13 protein-coding genes are annotated in these 18980 nt (G+C 50.1%); 3 read left to right on the top strand and 10 right to left on the bottom strand.

Going from position 1 to position 18980, the window contains the following annotated elements; all coding sequences use genetic code 11:
- Positions 1-201 precede the first annotated feature (201 nt).
- Positions 202-954, top strand: a complete 753-nt coding sequence (locus M4I36_RS08530; RefSeq protein WP_258111316.1) for a tRNA threonylcarbamoyladenosine dehydratase — start codon at positions 202-204, stop codon at positions 952-954.
- On the opposite strand, the gene yfmH is transcribed toward M4I36_RS08530, so the two are convergent.
- Both yfmH and yfmF read right to left on the bottom strand, forming a co-directional pair.
- The gene (yfmH, locus tag M4I36_RS08525; RefSeq protein ID WP_258111315.1) at positions 944-2254 is read right to left on the bottom strand and encodes an EF-P 5-aminopentanol modification-associated protein YfmH; all 1311 of its coding nucleotides are present in this window, start codon (positions 2252-2254) and stop codon (positions 944-946) included. The genes M4I36_RS08530 and yfmH overlap by 11 nt on opposite strands.
- 4 nt (positions 2255-2258) lie before the next feature.
- On the bottom strand, positions 2259-3536 hold the full coding sequence (yfmF, locus tag M4I36_RS08520; protein WP_258111531.1) for an EF-P 5-aminopentanol modification-associated protein YfmF: 1278 nt from the start codon (positions 3534-3536) through the stop codon (positions 2259-2261).
- A gap of 245 nt (positions 3537-3781) precedes the next feature.
- Here yfmF and M4I36_RS08515 point away from each other — a divergent pair, with 245 nt between their 5' ends.
- Positions 3782-4018 (top strand): ferredoxin family protein, encoded by a 237-nt coding sequence (locus tag M4I36_RS08515; RefSeq protein WP_258111314.1) that lies wholly within the window; start codon positions 3782-3784, stop codon positions 4016-4018.
- Between the two features lie 186 nt (positions 4019-4204).
- Here M4I36_RS08515 and M4I36_RS08510 read toward each other — a convergent pair whose 3' ends face one another.
- From M4I36_RS08510 to M4I36_RS08495, 4 genes are all read right to left on the bottom strand, one after another.
- A complete protein-coding gene (locus tag M4I36_RS08510) occupies positions 4205-5539 on the bottom strand; it encodes an MFS transporter (RefSeq protein WP_258111313.1) in 1335 nt (444 codons plus the stop codon).
- Between the two features lie 75 nt (positions 5540-5614).
- The gene (icmF, locus tag M4I36_RS08505) at positions 5615-8929 is read right to left on the bottom strand and encodes a fused isobutyryl-CoA mutase/GTPase IcmF (protein ID WP_258111530.1); all 3315 of its coding nucleotides are present in this window, start codon (positions 8927-8929) and stop codon (positions 5615-5617) included.
- Positions 8930-9079: 150 nt separating this feature from the next.
- Positions 9080-9703: a TetR/AcrR family transcriptional regulator gene (locus tag M4I36_RS08500; RefSeq protein ID WP_258111312.1), complete on the bottom strand. Its 624-nt coding sequence runs from the start codon at positions 9701-9703 to the stop codon at positions 9080-9082.
- Positions 9704-9783: 80 nt separating this feature from the next.
- The gene (locus M4I36_RS08495; RefSeq protein WP_258111311.1) at positions 9784-11838 is read right to left on the bottom strand and encodes a peptidoglycan D,D-transpeptidase FtsI family protein; all 2055 of its coding nucleotides are present in this window, start codon (positions 11836-11838) and stop codon (positions 9784-9786) included.
- Between the two features lie 160 nt (positions 11839-11998).
- On the opposite strand from M4I36_RS08495, the gene M4I36_RS08490 reads away from it, so the two are divergent.
- Entirely contained in the window at positions 11999-12844 is an 846-nt protein-coding gene (locus tag M4I36_RS08490) for a deoxyribonuclease IV (protein ID WP_258111310.1), read from the top strand.
- A gap of 144 nt (positions 12845-12988) precedes the next feature.
- Here M4I36_RS08490 and M4I36_RS08485 read toward each other — a convergent pair whose 3' ends face one another.
- From M4I36_RS08485 to M4I36_RS08470, 4 genes are all read right to left on the bottom strand, one after another.
- Positions 12989-13294 (bottom strand): MazG-like family protein, encoded by a 306-nt coding sequence (locus M4I36_RS08485; protein WP_258111309.1) that lies wholly within the window; start codon positions 13292-13294, stop codon positions 12989-12991.
- A gap of 163 nt (positions 13295-13457) precedes the next feature.
- Positions 13458-15227, bottom strand: coding sequence for an acyl-CoA dehydrogenase family protein (locus M4I36_RS08480; protein ID WP_258111308.1), 1770 nt, complete (start codon positions 15225-15227; stop codon positions 13458-13460).
- A gap of 54 nt (positions 15228-15281) precedes the next feature.
- Positions 15282-16463, bottom strand: coding sequence for an acetyl-CoA C-acyltransferase (locus M4I36_RS08475; protein WP_258111307.1), 1182 nt, complete (start codon positions 16461-16463; stop codon positions 15282-15284).
- 23 nt (positions 16464-16486) lie between these two features.
- Positions 16487-18892 carry a 3-hydroxyacyl-CoA dehydrogenase/enoyl-CoA hydratase family protein gene (locus tag M4I36_RS08470; protein ID WP_258111306.1) on the bottom strand — a complete coding sequence of 802 codons (2406 nt, stop codon included), beginning with the start codon at positions 18890-18892 and terminating at the stop codon, positions 16487-16489.
- Between the last annotated feature and the right edge of the window lie 88 nt (positions 18893-18980).

Below are 18980 nucleotides of genomic sequence, written 5' to 3'. Positions count from 1 at the left end.
CCTCCTACTTCTGAGGCTAGGGTAGCCCGATGACGCAGTCATTATGCACAGAGCATACTTCATGCCGCTCAATATTTCAATGTGTAAAGTAAGTGAGGTCTATTCTTTTTTATCATTCACTCCTATTCCTTTGCACAAGGCCGGGTTCCTTTCTATACTGGGTGTACCGTTTTATGAACACACAGGAAGGATGGTGAAGAGATGACGTTGACACAATTTTCACGGACAGAATTGGTTTTTGGTCGAGAAGGGGTCAAAAAGCTACAGTCTTCCTGCGTCGCCGTACTCGGTGCTGGCGGCGTTGGTTCTTTCGCGATGGAGGCATTGGCGCGAGCTGGTATCGGACGCTTAGTTCTCATTGACAAAGACGTCGTAGACGTCACGAATATCAATCGACAAATCCCCGCACTTCACTCGACGATAGGACAACCGAAAGTCGAAGTCATGAAGCAGCGCATCGCCGATATATATCCGGAATGCCAAGTCTTCGCTCATCAGACTTTCTTTCTCGAAAACAGTAAAGACATTCTGTTTCAGCACCCACTGGATTACGTTGTGGATGCAATCGACATCATTTCTGCGAAAATCCTCTTAATCAAAGAGTGTGTCGAGCGCCAAATCCCCATTGTTTCTTCCATGGGCGCGGCGAACAAGATAGACCCCACTCAGTTTCGAGTCGTCGATTTGAGCGAAACACAGACCGACCCGATTGCAAAAGTGCTTCGCCGGGAACTAAAGAAACTGGGCATTCAGAAAGGCATTAAAACCGTGTGTTCCACGGAACAGCCCAGACAACCGCGGGAAGACGTTCGCCGAGACATCGTATCAGTCCACGAAGGCACTCAGTCGACCCGCAAATCCCAACAACCTCCGGCGTCTATCTCCTATGTTCCGTCGGTTGCGGGACTGATTCTGGCAAGCGTGGTCGTCAACGACTTAATGGCTACGCCATGACGGGCTGCGCCTGTTCATGAACAGGAAGAATGTAAGAAGCGGACATGTGCTCCGTACCGAATAGTTCACGAGCTCTGGCGAACGCTTCCTCTACCGTGATCGACTGCAACACGTGCAGTGCATCAAATGGATGGGTGCCCTTCAAAACGTACGCCGTTACGTCGCGGGCCAAGGCACTGAGTCCGTCATAGGAGGCAAGGAGCCTTCCCAACGTTTTCTTTCGGCTACGTTCAAAATCGATGTTGGACACGCCACTCTCTAGAACTCTTTCTGCATGCTGTCGAATCGCCGTGGCTAACGCTTCAGGATGAGCACTGTTGCCACCTAAAATGGCATGTCCATAGGATCTCGTCACTTCATACTCCCAGCCAAATGTACTGTCGGCCAGTCCATCATCCACCATTTTTTCGAACGTCTCACCAGCTCGGCCAAAGACGGAGTCCAACAATACGCCTGTCAGCAGTTCTTGACGCAACAAGTCGGAACCGTTGGTTGGCAGATTCTTCTCCTTGAACCCAACCAAACATCTTGACTGCCGCACAGCCAGGTTATGGCGGACAGACTTTTCCCGCACAGAGACTGGCTCTCGCGGAAAGTCCCGGTCGATGCCTGGAAAGGGTTGAAAACTCTTTTTGGCTTGATTTTCTGCCATGGCTTCGACAACCCGGCTTGAATTGACGGGGCCAGCGACCACCAACACCATGTTGGCGGGATGATAAAATGTTTCATAGCAGCGATACAGCAACTGGGGTGTGATTTTGGCTATCGATTCAACGGTACCCGCAATATCCAATCGAACCGGGTGTGAATGATACATGGCACGCAGCAGTTCGGTATAACAGCGCCAGTCGGCTGTGTCATCGTACATCCGAATCTCTTCACCAATAATTCCTTTCTCCTTCGCGACGTTTTCTTCTGTAAAGTACGGATTTTGAACAAAATCGACCAAGACTTTCATGTTTTCGAAGGCGTGGGTAGTGGAAGAAAACAAGTACGACGTCTGGTCGTATGTGGTAAACGCATTGGCCGATGCACCAAGTTGCGCAAACTGCTGAAAGACATCCCCGTCTGGCTCTTCGAACATCTTGTGCTCAAGAAAATGAGCCACACCATCGGGCACGTCCGTATAATCGTTCATTCCAACGAGGCGGAAGCGCGTATCCATCGATCCATATCTTGTACTGAACATCGCATATATTTGATGAAAGTCTGGCTTTTCCAAGACATGAACTTCGAGACCATTATCAAGACGCTCGGAGCACCAATCAACACCATATTCCGGATATTCTCGCCTGTTCATAATTTTATCCCTCGTTTGTCAGAAGATATGTTGCCGATTCGCGAAGTTTTCCCGCCACTCTCTGCACGTCTTTTACGGAAACCCTTGATATCTGTTCTCGAAACAGTTCCATCCCACTGGGATTCCCGGACAATTGACCACTGTAGTGAAAATCAATGATGGACAGCGGCTGGTCTTCTGCTTGGCGAAACTGGTTCAACAAAGCGTCCTTTGTGAACGTCAGTTCCTCTTCACTGACCCTCCCGCTCTGAACATCCTCGACTTGTTGCGAGATGATGGACTGTGTCTGTTCAAACTTATCAGGCTGTATACCAGCATAAATCACCAAAAGACCGAGCATCCCTTCGAGACGGCTCGATGCGTAATAGGCCAAGGAGTGTTTTTCGCGCACATTGACAAACAATTTAGAATGTGGAAATGCTCCTAAAATGCCATTCATGACGACTGCTACAGGATAATCCTCCGAACCATAAGCGACGTTCGTCTGATAGACACGATTGAGCTTTGCTTGTTGGACCTTTTGTTGCTCCACATGCACGTTCGTGGACGGAGAAATCCGAGTGGTATCCACCGGTAACACCGACGGTTGCCGACACTTGCTGAGAAAGTGTGGCCTCAAGGCTTCAATCATTTGGTCCGAAAACGTCTCGGGTTGCGGGATTCGACCAACGCAGTAGAAATCGACATCTGCGTTCTTAAGCACCTCTTGATGCGCCGAGAACAAATGGCTGCCTGTCAGTCCATCGAGATCGTCCTTATATCCATATTTGGGTAGACCTTGGACAAGGCCTTGACAGGAAGCTAATATGGCTTGTTCATAGGCATAGGTCGTCTTATCATCGTAGAGGCTCTCAATTCGCCGGGAATGAAGGGCAATTGCACGCTTTACATGACTCGATGAAAATTCCGCCCCAGATGACTCCAATGCTGGCTTAGTCAAGAGTGACAACAGCAATTCCTGAACCAGACTCGTCAACGCTTGCGCCCCGTCTATGTATAACTCTTCCGGGCTACTTGCGGAGATGTCCATTACATGCCGACTTCCACGCTTTTGAATCGACGTTCTCAAAACAGTTCCATACAGCTCATCGGTCCTCTGAACTAATTGCCGCGAGGATGGGAACTCTGACGTTCCTTCCATCCACAGATAGGGAAGTACTGCCGCTGAAGTAAGCAACTGTCTTTCAAGAGGTATGGAAATACGCATAGCCCAATGCTTGCTTCGGAATTTACTGGTATTTAAAACGTGCACCGATATCCCAGAATGATTTTGCGTCACCATAGTTTCCAATACTGTCCCTCCAACGCGCGATGCAGACCTAGGTCTGTATCAAATTGTATTTATTATGAACCTGTTCGAGACCGACAATCAACGCGAGGGCCCTAAGTCATCGCTTTTCATTGACTCACCATCACATCATTTTGAACCTTGGCCCGACCACGATGACACCGTGTATTGAAATGACCCCATGGCCTTGGTATGATGGTCTCTGAATACAAGCATCTCGATTTCAAGGAGGAGTACATGTGGCCTTTATCATCACGTCGCCCTGTATCGACGAAAAAGCCGCAGACTGTGTCGAAACCTGCCCCGTGGATTGCATCCACGAAGGCGAAGACCAGTACTATATTGACCCAGATACCTGCATAGACTGTGGCGCGTGCGAAGCCGTATGCCCTGTCTCCGCCATCTATCAAGAAGATTTTGTTCCAGACGAAGAAAAGTCATTCATTGAGAAAAATCGGGCCTTTTTTCAAAAATAGGACATTGGCCTAGCCTCATGCGTTCTCTACCTTTTCGAAACGAATGAACGTGCGGCAGGCGCACTTTACAGGGGGCCGATGAGGTTCCCTGTAATGGTGTGTCCTTCCGTCTCTTAAGTCTTATTGTTTTCTTGTTTTTCCACATGAGAATTTTTCATACTCAGTCATGTTGCAGTTTATGAGCACTCAAATTTTATGTTTGACACGGAATTTCGTCCGCGACTCAATCTCCGATTCACGCCGCCGATCTCGGTACTCTCTCCAGTCCTCGTTGACAGAATGGACGTTTTCCAGTACCCGTGCTTCGTTTCGCCTTTCACTTCGCCAAAACAGAATCCATGTACCCAATTGGACAAATCCTAAGCTGAATGCAAAATAAGCAATGCGAGTCACCGTTAGCCCGCCATTTATCCCCAACACTAAAAACACAGCAATACCAAACACGCGGCCCGCATTCTCGAAAAATTCCCTAACGACGACATGTTCTTCGCTCCATCCCTGATGATTGGCAACCATCGTCTCCATTTGTCGGTAGAGGAGCGATTGCAGGGGAACGAGAAAGAACGGCAATACAACGGAAATGAGCGAGCCATACAGTACCAAACGAACAGCCGTCACCGGCAACAAAAACAGGAATGCACAACTCATCATCCCAACTGCGCCCAATCCAAGAATATAAATACGACGGCGGCCTCTGCTGACCCTCCCTGCCAAAAAGTTGGAGACAAACGCCAGACCACTCTGCAGAAGAAAAAACTCTCCCAATTTTAGTTCGCTGCCCGTTGCGACAAAGAAAAGCAGTCCAATCAGAAACAGGAATACGCCCTCACGAATACCATAGACAAAACATCCCATCATTTTCAGACGCCAGTCCACATTGCTTAATCGAAGCAAGGCTTTGCGCCAGCGAAAATAGTGGTGGACCGGAGCCGAGTGGAGACGAAAACTGAGGACCGTGCCCATTGCAAATAAGATGACCGAAATCCCGAAGACGACATGAAACCCAGTGAGCCCGCCAAAATATCGATCTTCGCGGCCAATCAGATATCCTGCGACAGGCGGCGCCAACATGCCGGCGATGGATGCAAAAACTCCATTGGTTCCGACAAAGGAGCTACGATTCCCATCCGTCGTGTACTGAAGAGACAGTGTGTTAAAAGCAAACCAAAATAGGCCGGTTGCCAACCCCATGAATGCCCCCATAAGCATGGGGTTTCTTGCCAGGGCAAGTCCAAACCACAAAGTACTGAGATAAAATGCTGCGTGCGTCGCAATTCCCAGGCGAAGTGAGATGACCGTGCGCCAACGGTGGGCAATCCACCCTGCGGCGATGAAGGAAAATGGCACAATAACATACATTGACAAATTATACCACGCTGCACTGCTGTAGCTTTTGTCTACTTTCCAAATGAAAATATTCACAAACGTGTTGGACAGCCCTATTGACAAGCTGAACAAGCCGCTGATGACCAAGAGCCACCAAGCAGCTGGACGCAACGTTCCATAGGAAGGTCGCTGCACATTCCCACCCCCAGGCCAAGTACGGATGTCACCGTCCTTGAGCCTAAGGTACCCCAGTTCGTTCAGAACATGAGTTTACATATTTCTCCGATATTGTCCTCCAACTTCGTACAGAGCATGAGTAATCTGACCTAAACTTGCGACCCTGACAACATTCATCAGCTCAGCAAACAAGTTCCCATGAGCATCGGCAACTTGTTTTAAATGCACCAACGCCGCCTTGGCTTCCGCAGCATGAGCTTCATGAAAAGCGCGCAAGTTGGATATTTGTTCTCTCTTCTCCGCTTCCGTCGCTCGAGCTAATTCAATTTCAGGAGGTACATAATCCGACTTCAATGTGGCTGGATTGAGATAAGTGTTTACCCCGATGATGGGTAGTTCTCCAGAATGTTTCAGGTGTTCGTAATGCATGGATTCCTCTTGAATCTTGCTCCGCTGATATTGAGTTTCCATGGCACCCAGCACGCCGCCGCGATCGTTGATGCGCATAAACTCCTCGAGTACCGCCCGCTCAACCAAATCCGTGAGTTCTTCCACAATAAAAGCCCCTTGAAGCGGATTTTCGTTCTTCGTCAGGCCAAATTCTCGTGCGATGATCATCTGAATGGCCATCGCGCGGCGGACCGACTCTTCCGTCGGCGTTGTGATCGCTTCGTCGTACGCATTCGTATGCAGCGAATTACAGTTGTCATAGATGGCCAACAACGCCTGCAACGTGGTGCGAATGTCGTTAAAATCAATTTCCTGAGCATGCAGAGACCGTCCCGAAGTCTGTATGTGATATTTCAGCTTCTGACTTCGTTCGTTCGCATGATATTTTTCTCTCATGACCGTCGCCCAGATACGCCGAGCCACTCGGCCAATGACGGTATACTCCGGATCCATTCCATTGGAAAAGAAGAAAGACAGGTTAGGAGCGAAGTCATCGACGTGCATACCGCGGCTCAAATAGTATTCTACATAGGTGAATGCGTTAGAGAGAGTCAGTGCTAGCTGTGTAATTGGATTAGCCCCGGCCTCTGCAATGTGGTAGCCGCTGATGGATACAGAGTAGTAATTTCGAACCCCTTCCTGAATAAAGTACTCTTGTATATCTCCCATCATCTTCAATGCAAACTCGGTCGAAAAAATACAGGTATTCTGTCCTTGGTCTTCCTTGAGAATATCGGCTTGTACCGTACCTCGAACGGTCTGCAGCGTTCTTTTTTTGATTTCTTCTCTCTCCAATTCTGTCGGAGCCCTTCCTTCGCGCTGCACAAAAAACTCCATCTGCTGGTCGATCGCGGTATTCATGAACATCGCCAAGAGAATGGGCGCCGGACCGTTAATCGTCATCGAGACACTCGTGCTTGGATGACACAGGTCAAAGCCGTCGTACAGTTTCTTCATGTCATCCAACGTACAGACACTCACGCCGCTTTCTCCGATTTTCCCATAAATATCAGGTCGTTCGTCCGGATCTTCCCCGTATAGAGTGACAGAATCAAACGCTGTCGAAAGCCTTTTTGCGGAGTCATTTTTGGATAAGTAGTGAAAACGCCGATTGGTCCGCATAGGAGTTCCTTCTCCAGCAAATTGTCGCTTAGGCTCTTCTTCTTGGCGCTTCAGCGGAAATACACCTGCGGTATATGGGAATTCGCCTGGAACGTTCTCCAACATAGACCAGCGCACAATTTCGCCCCAATCTTCGTATTTCGGCAAGGCGACTTTTGGAATCCGCGTCCCAGACAGAGAATGGGTGTAAAGTGCTTGCCGAATTTCCTTACCCCGCACATGGGTGATGAACTCATCCGCTTGATAGCGAGATTTCTTGTCTTCCCACTGATTGAGGATTTGCACGGTGATTGGATGCAAAGACTGGAACAGACGCTGAAAAGTGACTTCCAAACTGTCCGCCATCTCCGTCTCTTTCTCGGTCATAGATTTCTTTAGGAGTTCGACAGTTCCACGCACTTGATAGGCTCTCCTCGCCAAGTTCGACTGCTCAGTGACGAACGTGCGATAACGCTCGCTTGTCTGCGCAATTTCCAACAGATAATGCGCTCTGCTACCTGGAATAATGCCTGCTTTGGGAGCGGCCATCGAAGGAGAAGTGCGTGGCGACCGCCAGTCCACATTGCACTTTTCACGCAAGCGATCGAGGATTGCCAAATAGAGAATATCCGTCCCTGCGTCCCGAAACTGACTCGCAATGGTTCCGTATACTGGCATTTTCTCAATGGGAGTTTGGTAGTCATTTCGGTTTCTCTGAAGTTGCTTCCGAACATGCCGCAAGGCATCTTCGGAACCCCGACGTTCAAACTTGTTGATAGCAACGAGATCGGCATAATCCAGCATTTCAATTTTTTCCAACTGTGACGGAGCGCCAAATTCGGCCGTCATCACATAGATGGAGACGTCCGCAATATCAACAATTTGCGCATCGCCCTGACCAATACCGCTGGTCTCGACGATGACAAAATCAAACCCAGCGGCTCGTGCCACTGTCACTGCTTCCTCGATAGAGGCGGAAAGTTCAGTCTGAGAAGAACGGGTAGCCAAGGACCTCATAAAGACCCGAGGATGATGAATGCTGTTCATGCGAATCCGATCTCCGAGAAGTGCACCACCGGTCCGCTGCTTCGATGGATCGACCGAAAAAATGGCGAGTGTTTTATCTGGGAAGTCATCAAGAAAACGGCGGACCAACTCATCCGTAAGAGACGACTTTCCTGCTCCACCAGTTCCCGTGATGCCAAGTACTGGGGCATGGTGTGCGCGTAATCGCAATTTTTCCAATGTCTCTGCTGTAAATCCTGCAGTGGCACCTTCTTCCGCCTTGGTCACCCAGGCGGAGACTTCATCCATCCGGTCCACTGAGAGATGACTGATATCAAGCGCCTGTTGCACTGCGCGTGGGGGTACATCACACTCCCGCAACATGCAGTTGATCATGCCCTGTAGGCCTAAACGCCGGCCATCATCGGGAGAAAATATTTTTGCTACACCGTAGTCTTCAAGGAGCTTGATTTCCGATGGGATAATTACGCCTCCACCGCCGCCATAAACGCGAATGTGACTCGCGCCATGTTTTCTGAGCAAATCGATGACGTACTTAAAATACTCCACATGGCCACCTTGGTAAGAGGAAATGGCGACTCCTTGAACATCTTCCTGGATGGCGGCTCGAACGATTTCTTCAACAGAACGGTTGTGTCCCAAATGAATGACCTCAGCGCCCGAAGACTGCAAGATTCGACGCATGATGTTAATTGAAGCATCGTGCCCGTCAAACAGACTAGAAGCGGTTAAAAACCGCACCGGGTGAACCGGACGATAAGGTACTGTCTCCTGCTGATCGATAGAAGAAGGCACGTCGTTTTCTGTCTCTTGTTTAGACTTGATTTCCATAGCCACACAGCATTCCTCCTTCAGATAGACGAACAGACGTCGAAACAGGTAGACGAACAGACGTCGAAACGGGTAGACGAACAGACGTCGAAAAACGAGTGAACACCCATGATAGCCCAATGGACTGTTATAATTTTATTTCCACTTTCGTCAGTCTGTTGTGGAGTGAACCGACGCCAAAAATGCATTGACCTGTGTGTTCAGAACCGACTCTGTCGATTTTTGCTTCCATGCCCATCGGCGGAAGGCCAGCATCTGGCCCATGACCACAGCATTTTCCGCGAGAACCGGAATGTCCTTTTCTTCGACAAGGATAGATTGGTCAGCAAGTCCTTCTCGAAGCAATTGTTCAAAGACCGCAACCACTTGCTGCTCCTCGCTGAGCACCTCGTGAAGGTACAGCCGCGGAAGAGACTTGCTCTCTTGATAGATGAGCAAAATCTCGTCTTGCATCGAGAGGACCAGTTCCCCAAAACGACACAGTGCATGACGTAGTCGTTTGGCGGCTGAACCGGGCTCCGTCAAAGTGCTGGCAAGCCGATTTCGAACTTCTCGATGAATATGACGACACACCAAGTAGAGCACGTCTTCTTTTGACTGCACGTATTCGTACAACGCTCCATTGGAAAGACCACTTGCCTTCGCAATCTCGCGAGTTGTCGTCTTGTGAAATCCCTTTTCTGTAAACAGTCGAACCGATGCCTGAACAATTTGCTCTCTCCGAAGACGCACTCGCTCAGGATCTTTCACTTGAGTCGAAACATCCAAAGGCAACCTCATCACCTCCGACTGAGCGCCCGCTCATTATCATTATAGTCAAGTCAAGTCACAGTGACAACCAACCGCGGGTTATCCTACTGCTCCCTCTCCACATCCATAAAGGCACGCGACTGGTTCCACGGGACCAATCTCGAGTCAGACGATATGCTCGTCTCCGGCACCATCAACACGCCTTTCGGGCTGTGACTCGTTGTCCTCCCGGCGAAATAGCAGTCGAGCAATCGACGTGCCAGGGGTACCGCTGCGTCACTTCTGCCGGCCGAGCCCGGGACCATAACCGCGATCGCCACTTGTGGATGGTTGACTGGTGCATACCCAATAAATAGGGAAATGTCGGTTTTCTCACCGAACTGACTGATTTCCGCAGTTCCTGTCTTTCCGGCCAAGGCATACGATGTGCCTTTAAAGAAGCGACTGGCAGTACCTTCCGGTTTTCTCACGGCATCTTCAAGTCCCTTATGCACCACATCAAGACCACCCGCTGGAATGTGAACAGTTCTGCGGGTTGGTGTGAGTGTCTTCACGACGGATCGGCCGTCGGCTGTGAGAATGGCGTCGACCACGTGCGGCTGAATAAATGTCCCGCCATTGGCAAGCATGAGCGTCGACTCGGCCAATTGTAGCGGAGTGAACTCTTGCATTTGACCGATTGCCGCAAATGCATTGTCGTACAAAAGTCCATTGTTTTCGTAATGCCCGGACCCTTGCAAGGCCTGCTCTGAGCGCTCTAAATGATATTGCACCACGGACCGAGAAGTGGTGTCATTCGTGTAATAGCGACCAGATACCTCGCCTGGCAAGTCGATCCCGGTTTTTGGACCTAACCCAAATTTCGCTTCCCAGCCAAATAGCGTGTTCAGTCCCCGCAGCCGGTCGGTACGATACCACTTCGCGAAACTCTCCCCCACCGGCGGTCCATCGTGCCAGCGAGCAAGCCACATCCCGACATCATACATAAACGTGTCGCAAGAGACCGCGATGGCTCGGGCCGGTCCGACCTGTCCGTGACCATCCAGTTTCCAGTCATGCGCTTCGTACGTGCCTACCATGACACTACCGTGATCGTCAATGTGAGTGTCCGGACCGATGACCTTTCCTGCAAATCCTGCAATGATGTTCACGGGCTTCACGGTTGAACCTGGATAGCGCGGACTCGTGAGAACGTGATTAATGGTTGGTGTGAGGATGCGGCTGTTGAGATAGTGAGCGTGCTTTTGATAACTGCTCGCATCAGTGAACCAGTTGGGATCGTAGTATGGATAAGACACCATACACAGCACCCCACCGGTGTGAACATCGAGCATCACGGCCTCGGCGTCGCGAATTTGCTGACCGTGACGAGACTCCTGCTCTCGAACCGTCTCCGAAACCAATTCTTCCGCGCTCGCTTGTAAAGGGGCATCAATTGTCAAACGCAGACTTTGTCCGGACCGCGGGACTGGCTGAACACCCATGTTGCGCATAGGGAGTCCGCGAAAATTCATCTGCCACACTTCGTACCCAACTTTGCCTTGAAGCACACGCTCATACGCTTCCTCCACGCCAGTAATGCCCACGCGCTGACTGGGCAAATAATTCTCGTGAGCATATTGTTCTACGGTTTCAGGAGACTGCGCATGGACATAGCCAAGCAGGTGACCAGCGAGTGGTCCATTCGGATACATGCGCCGCGAGTCTTCGAGTACGCGAACTCCCGGAAGCAAACTTTGATGCTCAAAAACATAGGAAATTTGTTTGGGAGTCGCCGATTCTAAAAGAATGACGGGATTGTCGTAGGCACGGTGTTGTTCGAGTTGAGACACAAGCTTCGCCGAACTTTGCTTCAAGAGTGGTGACAGCACTCGGGCGACTGCTTCCGGATGCTGGTCAGGGGAATCCAAGGTCACGTAGACAATGCTGTAAGTCGGCTCATTATAGGCAAGAAGGCGCATGTGCTGGTCGTAGATGTAACCGCGCTTCGGCAGAATCGGAATGCGCGCATACTGTACTTGGCCCGCTTCCGCGCGGTATTCTGCACTGTGCACAATTTGTAGGTAGCCGAGCCTCAAGATGAGGGCGGCCATGGCGCTAAAAGCAATCCCGTATATGTAGGAAAGTCGTTTCAAACGCGGATTTTCTTCCTCGTCCACTTTCCATCCCCCTTGCGTCCAATCTCCTCGTACAGAGGATTACCTGGAATGCACAGGAACATGAGTAAAAGACGCCACAAAAATGAGTGACTTTGCAGAACAGCGGTAATCCGTTATGCTAAGAGAACAAAATGACAATGACGAGGAGTTATGGACGAAGATGGACAAGCCCATTTTGCTGGGAGCCAATGTTTCGGTTGCAAAGACCGGATTGACCGCAGCTGTCGAAGAGACCATCCGTTACGGTGCGAATACATTTATGATATACACGCGAAGCAATCGTGGAGGAAAGGCCCGCCCCATCACAGAGTTCCATCGAGATGAAGCTCTTGCTCAAATGGCAGAACATCATATTGTCGATCCGGTCGTACATCTCTCTTATTTAGTCAACTTAGCCAGTCCCAAAGAAGACACCTGGGAGTATGGGATATCGGTTTTGCGCGAAGAAATAGAGCGCGTGGAATACCTTGGTTTTCAGTACATCGTCATGCACCCAGGTTCTCATGTCGGCGAAGGGCGTGACTATGCCATTACGAGAATTGTGGAAGGCTTAAATCAAGTATTAACAGGCGACGAACAATTGTTTGTCTGTCTAGAAACGATGGCGGGAGACGGGTCGAAAGTCGGAAACTCCTTGGAGGACATCGCTGAAATTATCGAACGCGTCGACCATCCAGAGGTCCTCGGCGTCTGTATCGACACGTGTCACAATTTTAGTTACGGATATGATATTGTGGCAGACTTTGATGGATTTCTCGACAAATTCGAGCAGACCATTGGGCTAAAGCGTTTGAAAGTCGCGCACATCAACGATTCGAAGAATCCATTTGATTCCCGCAAAGACCGGCACGCCAACATTGGTGACGGATATATTGGAACTGAGGCGTTGAAAACAATTGTGCATCACGAAGCACTTCGCGGCATTCCACAAATTTTGGAGACGCCAAACGGACGGTACAAAGAGGAAATCGACCTTCTTCTCGACCGCGCTGCACCGCAGTCTTAGACAACGGCTTGCCTGTCTCAGGCAAGCTTTCTATTCAAAACAGTTAGAAGCATCGACACAGTGTGCGAAGTCTACAAGTATCCTCCGGATAAGCCGAAAGCCTGTGCAGTCTTAGGCCGGAAGCATCGACACAGTGTGCGAAGTCTACAAGTATCCTCTCTCTTGAAGCTTGGCGATGTGCCGTTCAATCTCATCGGACATATCAAAGCCATAGATATCTTCAATCACAAACATCATGGATGTAGCGGTCTGCGCCACATCCAGCAGCTCGGACACAATGGCCCGCGCTACATCTGCCTCTTCCATCGAAGAACGTTCGCCGGACAAACCGCGAAACTTGCCCATGGCTTGAGCCAACTCGCCTACTTCCTCCATGATTTTCAGCATCGTGGATTCCATCGTTGGCGTTAAACCCGTGAGACGCGGCAGAGAAATCGTCTTTCGCTCCATGTTGCCCCTCCTCTACGCGGAGATTATACCACGGTGTGAAAACGCTGGAACAGACTCGAGGAGTACCGCGTGGGCCAATCTTCCTGAGCGGCCCGCAGTACTCCTCCATCCATCCTATTCGAAAGGCTTGACCGTCCCCATCTGACGAGACAGCGAACCCCTCCTACGCCAAATACTTCTCGGCATCAATAACCCGCTTTGCAATGCGTCTCTTCAATTCTACGCTGTTCACTGGCTGGAACCGAGTCAACTTGCGTAAAATCGACAACTGCGTTCTTAGCGAGTCTCCCTCTTCCATCGTCGCCAAAATATTACGGGCGGTCGATTCCACACGTACTAATGCTTCCTCGCTATAGATCGTCGCCATATCAATCTTGTTTGCGGCATCCGCACCACTGTCCAAAGCTTTCTTCGCTCTCAAGAGCGCGCTTTCGACTGCATACGTTTCAATTGCAATATCTGCTAACCAGGCCAATATTTCTTGCTCATCTTTCATAGATTGCATGTACTTTTGCACCGCTTGGCCACCAACGAACAAGAAGATTTTTTTCATCATTGACAAAGTGTGAAATTGAGCGCTCAACGGTTGCATTTCGTCCGCTGGCTGAATTACGCCCATAAGTTCCTGTTGCAAAGCCTGCGCCGCTTGCAACAAAGGTAGTTCGCCTTTCATCGCCTTTCGAAACAGGGTATTCGGAATAATCATCCGGTTGACTTCATTGGTCCCTTCAAAAATGCGGTTAATTCGCGAGTCACGGTACATCCGCTCAATCGGGTACTCTTGAATAAAACCTGCTCCACCATGAATTTGTACACCTTCATCGACCACGAAATCGAGTGCTTCTGAAGCATACACTTTATCCACAGAGCACTCCAACGCATATTCCTCGATGGCTTGGGCCACAACGCGACCGTCCGTCGTCTTCCCCAAATGTTCCAACTGCCGGTCAATCTCGCCCGTCGTTCGATACGACATGCTTTCGGCAACATACGTGGCAATGTTCATTTCAGCCAATTTTTTTTGAATCAGCGGGAAGTTTGCAATGGCTGTCCCGAACTGTTTGCGTTCTTTCGCATACTTGACGGAGGTCGCAATCGCCGATTTCATGCCACCGACGGCACCAACCGCCAATTTATAACGGCCGATATTCAAAATGTTGAAGGCAATCACATGTCCTCTACCGACTTCACCGAGCAAGTTTTCTACCGGCACATGCACATCTTCCAAAATGAGTTGGCGCGTGGAAGACGCTTTAATACCCATCTTCTTTTCCTCTGGCCCCGTTGAAACACCCTCATACTGACGTTCCACGATGAATGCAGAGAATTTTTCTCCATCAATTTTGGCGTAGACGACGAAAATGTCTGCAAAGCCCGAGTTAGTAATATATTGTTTCGTACCATTCAACACATAATACTTTCCATCTGCAGAGAGCGCGGCGACCGTTTTTGCACCAAGTGCATCCGACCCCGATCCAGGCTCTGTCAGTGCATATGCTGCGATAAGCGTACCAGCGGCAAGCTTAGGAAGATACTTCTTTTTTTGCTCCTCACTTCCGAAGAAGACAATCGGTAGCGATCCGATCCCAACATGTGCTCCATGGCTCAGAGCAAACGAGCCGCCGCGAGTAATTTCCTCGGTAATTAGCGCGGAGGTCACCTTATCTGCTCCAAGTCCTTCATAGTCTTCTGGAACGTCGGCCGCCAACAGTCCCAGTTCTCCAGCCTTCTGCAACAGTTTCACCGTCAAGTCCCAGTCCTGGTGTTCTAAGCGCTCTTGATTGGGCAAAATCTCGCCTTGTACAAATGCGCGAGTCGTCTCGGCAATCATCTGATGCTCTTGTGTAAAGTCTTCCGGCGTAAATATATCTTCGGCATTCACATCTTCAATGAGATATGCTGCCCCGCGACTCGTCTTTTGATCCGTTGTCATGACAATTCCTCCCCATTTTTTCATTCGCTTCGTTCTCGCGTGCCATTCCACGTCTTATGCAGGTCGCTCAAACACCGCTGCGGCACCCATGCCGCCACCGATACACATGGTCACCAACCCGTACCTCTTTCCCCGGCGGGCGAGTTCATGCAACATGCTCACCGTCAATCGGGAGCCCGTACACCCCATAGGATGGCCGAGTGCAATCGCACCCCCGTTGACATTGACTATGTCTTGGTTCATCTCCAAAGTACGAATCACCTGCAGAGCCTGGGAAGCAAAAGCTTCGTTAAGTTCAATTAAGTCCATGTCAGCCAAGCTCAGTCCAGCCTTTGCCAGTGCTTTCGGCACAGCGGCAATGGGTCCAACGCCCATAATGTCGGGGTCTACCCCAGCTACTGCGAACGAGCGAAAAATGCCTATCGGCTGAAGACCAAGTTGTTGTGCTCGCTCTGAAGACATCACGAGTACGGCCGCCGCGCCATCGCTGGTTTGAGATGAATTTCCAGCCGTGACTGACCCTTTTACGTGAAACGCCGGCCGCAACTTAGACAAAGCTTCCATCGAAGTGTCTCGACGAGGTCCTTCGTCGACCGCAAAAGTGATATCTTTCGATATCACACGGTTATCATTCCCGACGACAGCCGTTTTGACTGTCAGTGGAACAATCTCGTCTCGAAAGCGTCCCGCGTCAATGGCCTGGATGGCACGTTGGTGACTTTGTAAAGCAAAAGCATCCTGGTCTTCACGAGAAACTTGGAAGCGTTGCGCAACTTCTTCGGCCGTGTGTCCCATGGACATGTACACTTCCGGAAAGGTATCAACCAAGGAAGGATTAGGGGAAATGTTGAACCCCCCCATCGGCACCATGCTCATGGTCTCGGTTCCTCCAGCAATCACGCAGTCCATCATGCCCGTCATAACCGCTTGCGCAGCCATAGCGATGGTCTGGAGGCCAGAGGAGCAAAACCGATTGACAGTCACACCCGGCACAGAAGTTGGCAGTCCAGCCCGCATGGCAATCACACGAGCCACATTCATCCCCTGCTCTGCCTCTGGAATGGCACAGCCAAAGAGAACATCTTCTATCTCTTCCTTCGACACTTGGGGGACTCTCGCTAAAAGTTCACTCACCACAGCTGCCCCCATATCATCCGGACGAAAGTTTCTGAGCGTGCCTTTGGGGGCTTTACCAATAGCCGTCCGCACGCCAGCCACAATCACTGCATCACGCACACGAATTCCTCCTCACTCTATCGTTAGTTCCGAAGTGGTTTCCCGGTTTGAAGCATATGCTGCATGCGAGCTTGAGTCTTTGGCTCTCCAACGAGACTCAAGAACGCCTCTCGTTCTAAGTCCAACAAGTACTGTTCTGTCACCAGAGTACCTCGAGGTACAGAACCCCCGGTCAAGACGTCAGCCAATTTACCAGCAATTTTGGCATCGTGATCGGAAATCTGTCCGGCAATACGCATACCATAGACACCGGTCTTTAAAACAGCTGCCCCCGCCTCCCCAACGACGGGAATTCGTCTTTCTTGCGGCGGGATATATCCAGAGTCAGCCAAGCTGCGTGCCACTACTTTTGCGTCATGAAGGAGGTAATCGCGATTGACACTGATACCGTCCGCTGCACGCAAGAAACCATTAGCACGGGCTTCCTTAGCGCTGGTGGAGACTTTAGCCATCGCAATCGTCTCGAAAACAGAACGAACATATCCATCGAGACGATCCGTTAGTACACTTGGCACTCCTTCCAAGCTGCGAATCAGCAACTCCTTGTTGCCACCGCCGCCTGGAATTAACCCAACTCCAACTTCGACTAAACCCATGTACGTCTCGGCCGATGCTTGTATGCGATCCGCTGGGAAGCAGACTTCTGCCCCCCCGCCCAACGACAGGGAAAATGGTGCCGCAACAACGGGTTTCGCGAGATACTTGAGTCGGTACAACGCTTGTTGAAACTGCTGTACTGCTAAGTTTAAGTCGTCCCAGTTTTCATCTTGAGCCTCAATCAGCATCATCATCAAATTGGCTCCGACACAAAAATTCGCAGCTTCATTACCGATGACGAGTCCATCCCAATTGACCGACACCTCTTGCACAGCATAGTCAATCATCTGAGTGACATCGGTCCCGATGGCCTGCTTCAATGAGTGAAATTCAAGACACGCAATGCCATCTCCCAAGTCAATGAGACTTGCACCGCTGTTTTTGCGAATGACTTTCCCTTGTTCCTTCAGAGATTTTAGCGAAATATGCTCCGGAGCCACTTCCAACTCTTTGTAGTGGCGAGTCAGAACATAAAACTCCTTCGGTTGACCGGCCGACGTTTTATAGAATGACGTATGCCCAGCGGCAAGAAATTCCTCAATCCACGCTGGTATTGTTTCTCCATCCTGTCGCATTCTCTCGACAGACTTTTCAACCCCTAAAACATCCCATGTCTCATAGGGCCCCAGTTCCCAGTTGAAGCCCCACTTCATGGCGTTATCGACTGCAACGATGTTGTCCGCAATTTCCTCTTGCTTACTCGCAGTGTATAGCAGAACTTTCTTGAGGATTTCCCAGACGAACGCAGATACGGCGTCCTTGCCATACACAAGATGATTTAACTTCTGCTCCAGTGTGTCCGCTGACCGTGCTGCATCAAAGGAAGAAGATGTCACGCGTTTACGAGCACCATATTCCATAGAGGTGAGATTCAATGCAAGAATTTCTCTTCCAGACGATGTCTTTTCTCGTTTAAAGAATCCTTGGCCCGTTTTCTCACCGAGCCACCCTCGAGAGACCATCTCGCGCAAATAATCCGGAATTTGAAAAGCGATTTTTTCGTCTTCCCCAGACACAGACGATTGCACATTTTCAGCAACATGAACAAATGTGTCCAGTCCTACAACATCCAAGGTGCGGAACGTTGCACTCTTGGGTCTGCCCATCAAAGGTCCCGTGATTGCATCAACCTCGTCCACGCCAAACCCATGCCGTTGCATCGCGTCAAGCGTTGCAATGAGTCCGTAGGTGCCAATTCGATTGGCAATAAAATTCGGCGTATCCTTCGCTACCACAACACCTTTTCCAAGAACACGCTCGCCAAAACGAACCATATCTTCTACGACGTTCGGCAAAGTTTCTGGTCCAGGAATAACCTCTAGAAGCTTCATATATCTTGGTGGATTGAAAAAGTGTGTCCCCAGGAACCTCTTTCGAAAACTAGGCTCACACAACTCCGACATAGCCGCAATCGAAATTCCGGACGTGTTAGAGGAAACAATGGCGTCGGCACGTACGGCACTTTGCACTTGATGCAGCAAGTTTCGTTTGATTTCCAAGTTTTCGACAACCACTTCAATAACCCAGTCGCATTCCTTTAACCGACTCAAATCATCACTAAAATTCCCAACTTCAATTCGGGATGCGTCCTCAAGCGAATAAAAGGGACTTGGTTTCGATTTTTTTGCCGCTTCCAATCCCTGAGTTGCTAACTTGTTTCTGACTTGAGGAGACTCCAAAGTCAGTCCCGCTGCAATTTCCTTCTCCGTCAACTTGGGTGGTACCATGTCAAGTAACAGAACAGGTATCCCGACATTGGAAAGATGTGCCGCAATCGCGGCCCCCATCACTCCAGAGCCCAATACCGCCGCTTTACGCACTTGGAAAGTCACCAGAAAGTCCTCCTCCTTAGGCTCTTCAAGGCTAACCGAGCCCCAGACCGACCAGTCGGTAGATTGCCCGTGTCCATCATATCACAGA

Origin of the sequence: Alicyclobacillus sp. SP_1 (genome assembly GCF_024706985.1) — a bacterium.
Lineage (GTDB): Bacteria > Bacillota > Bacilli > Alicyclobacillales > Alicyclobacillaceae > Alicyclobacillus_I.
The sequence above is the reverse complement of the archived record's forward strand: the minus strand, read 5'-3'. Positions and strand labels throughout refer to the sequence as shown.

Coding starts and splice junctions, on each gene's coding strand:
- M4I36_RS08485 (WP_258111309.1), bottom strand. CDS start 13,294: ATGGAGCGAAAGACGATTTCTCTGCCGCGTCTCACGGGTTTAACGCCA.
- M4I36_RS08490 (WP_258111310.1), top strand. CDS start 11,999: ATGGACAAGCCCATTTTGCTGGGAGCCAATGTTTCGGTTGCAAAGACC.
- yfmH (WP_258111315.1), bottom strand. CDS start 2,254: ATGAACAGGCGAGAATATCCGGAATATGGTGTTGATTGGTGCTCCGAG.
- M4I36_RS08530 (WP_258111316.1), top strand. CDS start 202: ATGACGTTGACACAATTTTCACGGACAGAATTGGTTTTTGGTCGAGAA.
- M4I36_RS08480 (WP_258111308.1), bottom strand. CDS start 15,227: ATGACAACGGATCAAAAGACGAGTCGCGGGGCAGCATATCTCATTGAA.
- yfmF (WP_258111531.1), bottom strand. CDS start 3,536: ATGGTGACGCAAAATCATTCTGGGATATCGGTGCACGTTTTAAATACC.
- icmF (WP_258111530.1), bottom strand. CDS start 8,929: ATGGAAATCAAGTCTAAACAAGAGACAGAAAACGACGTGCCTTCTTCT.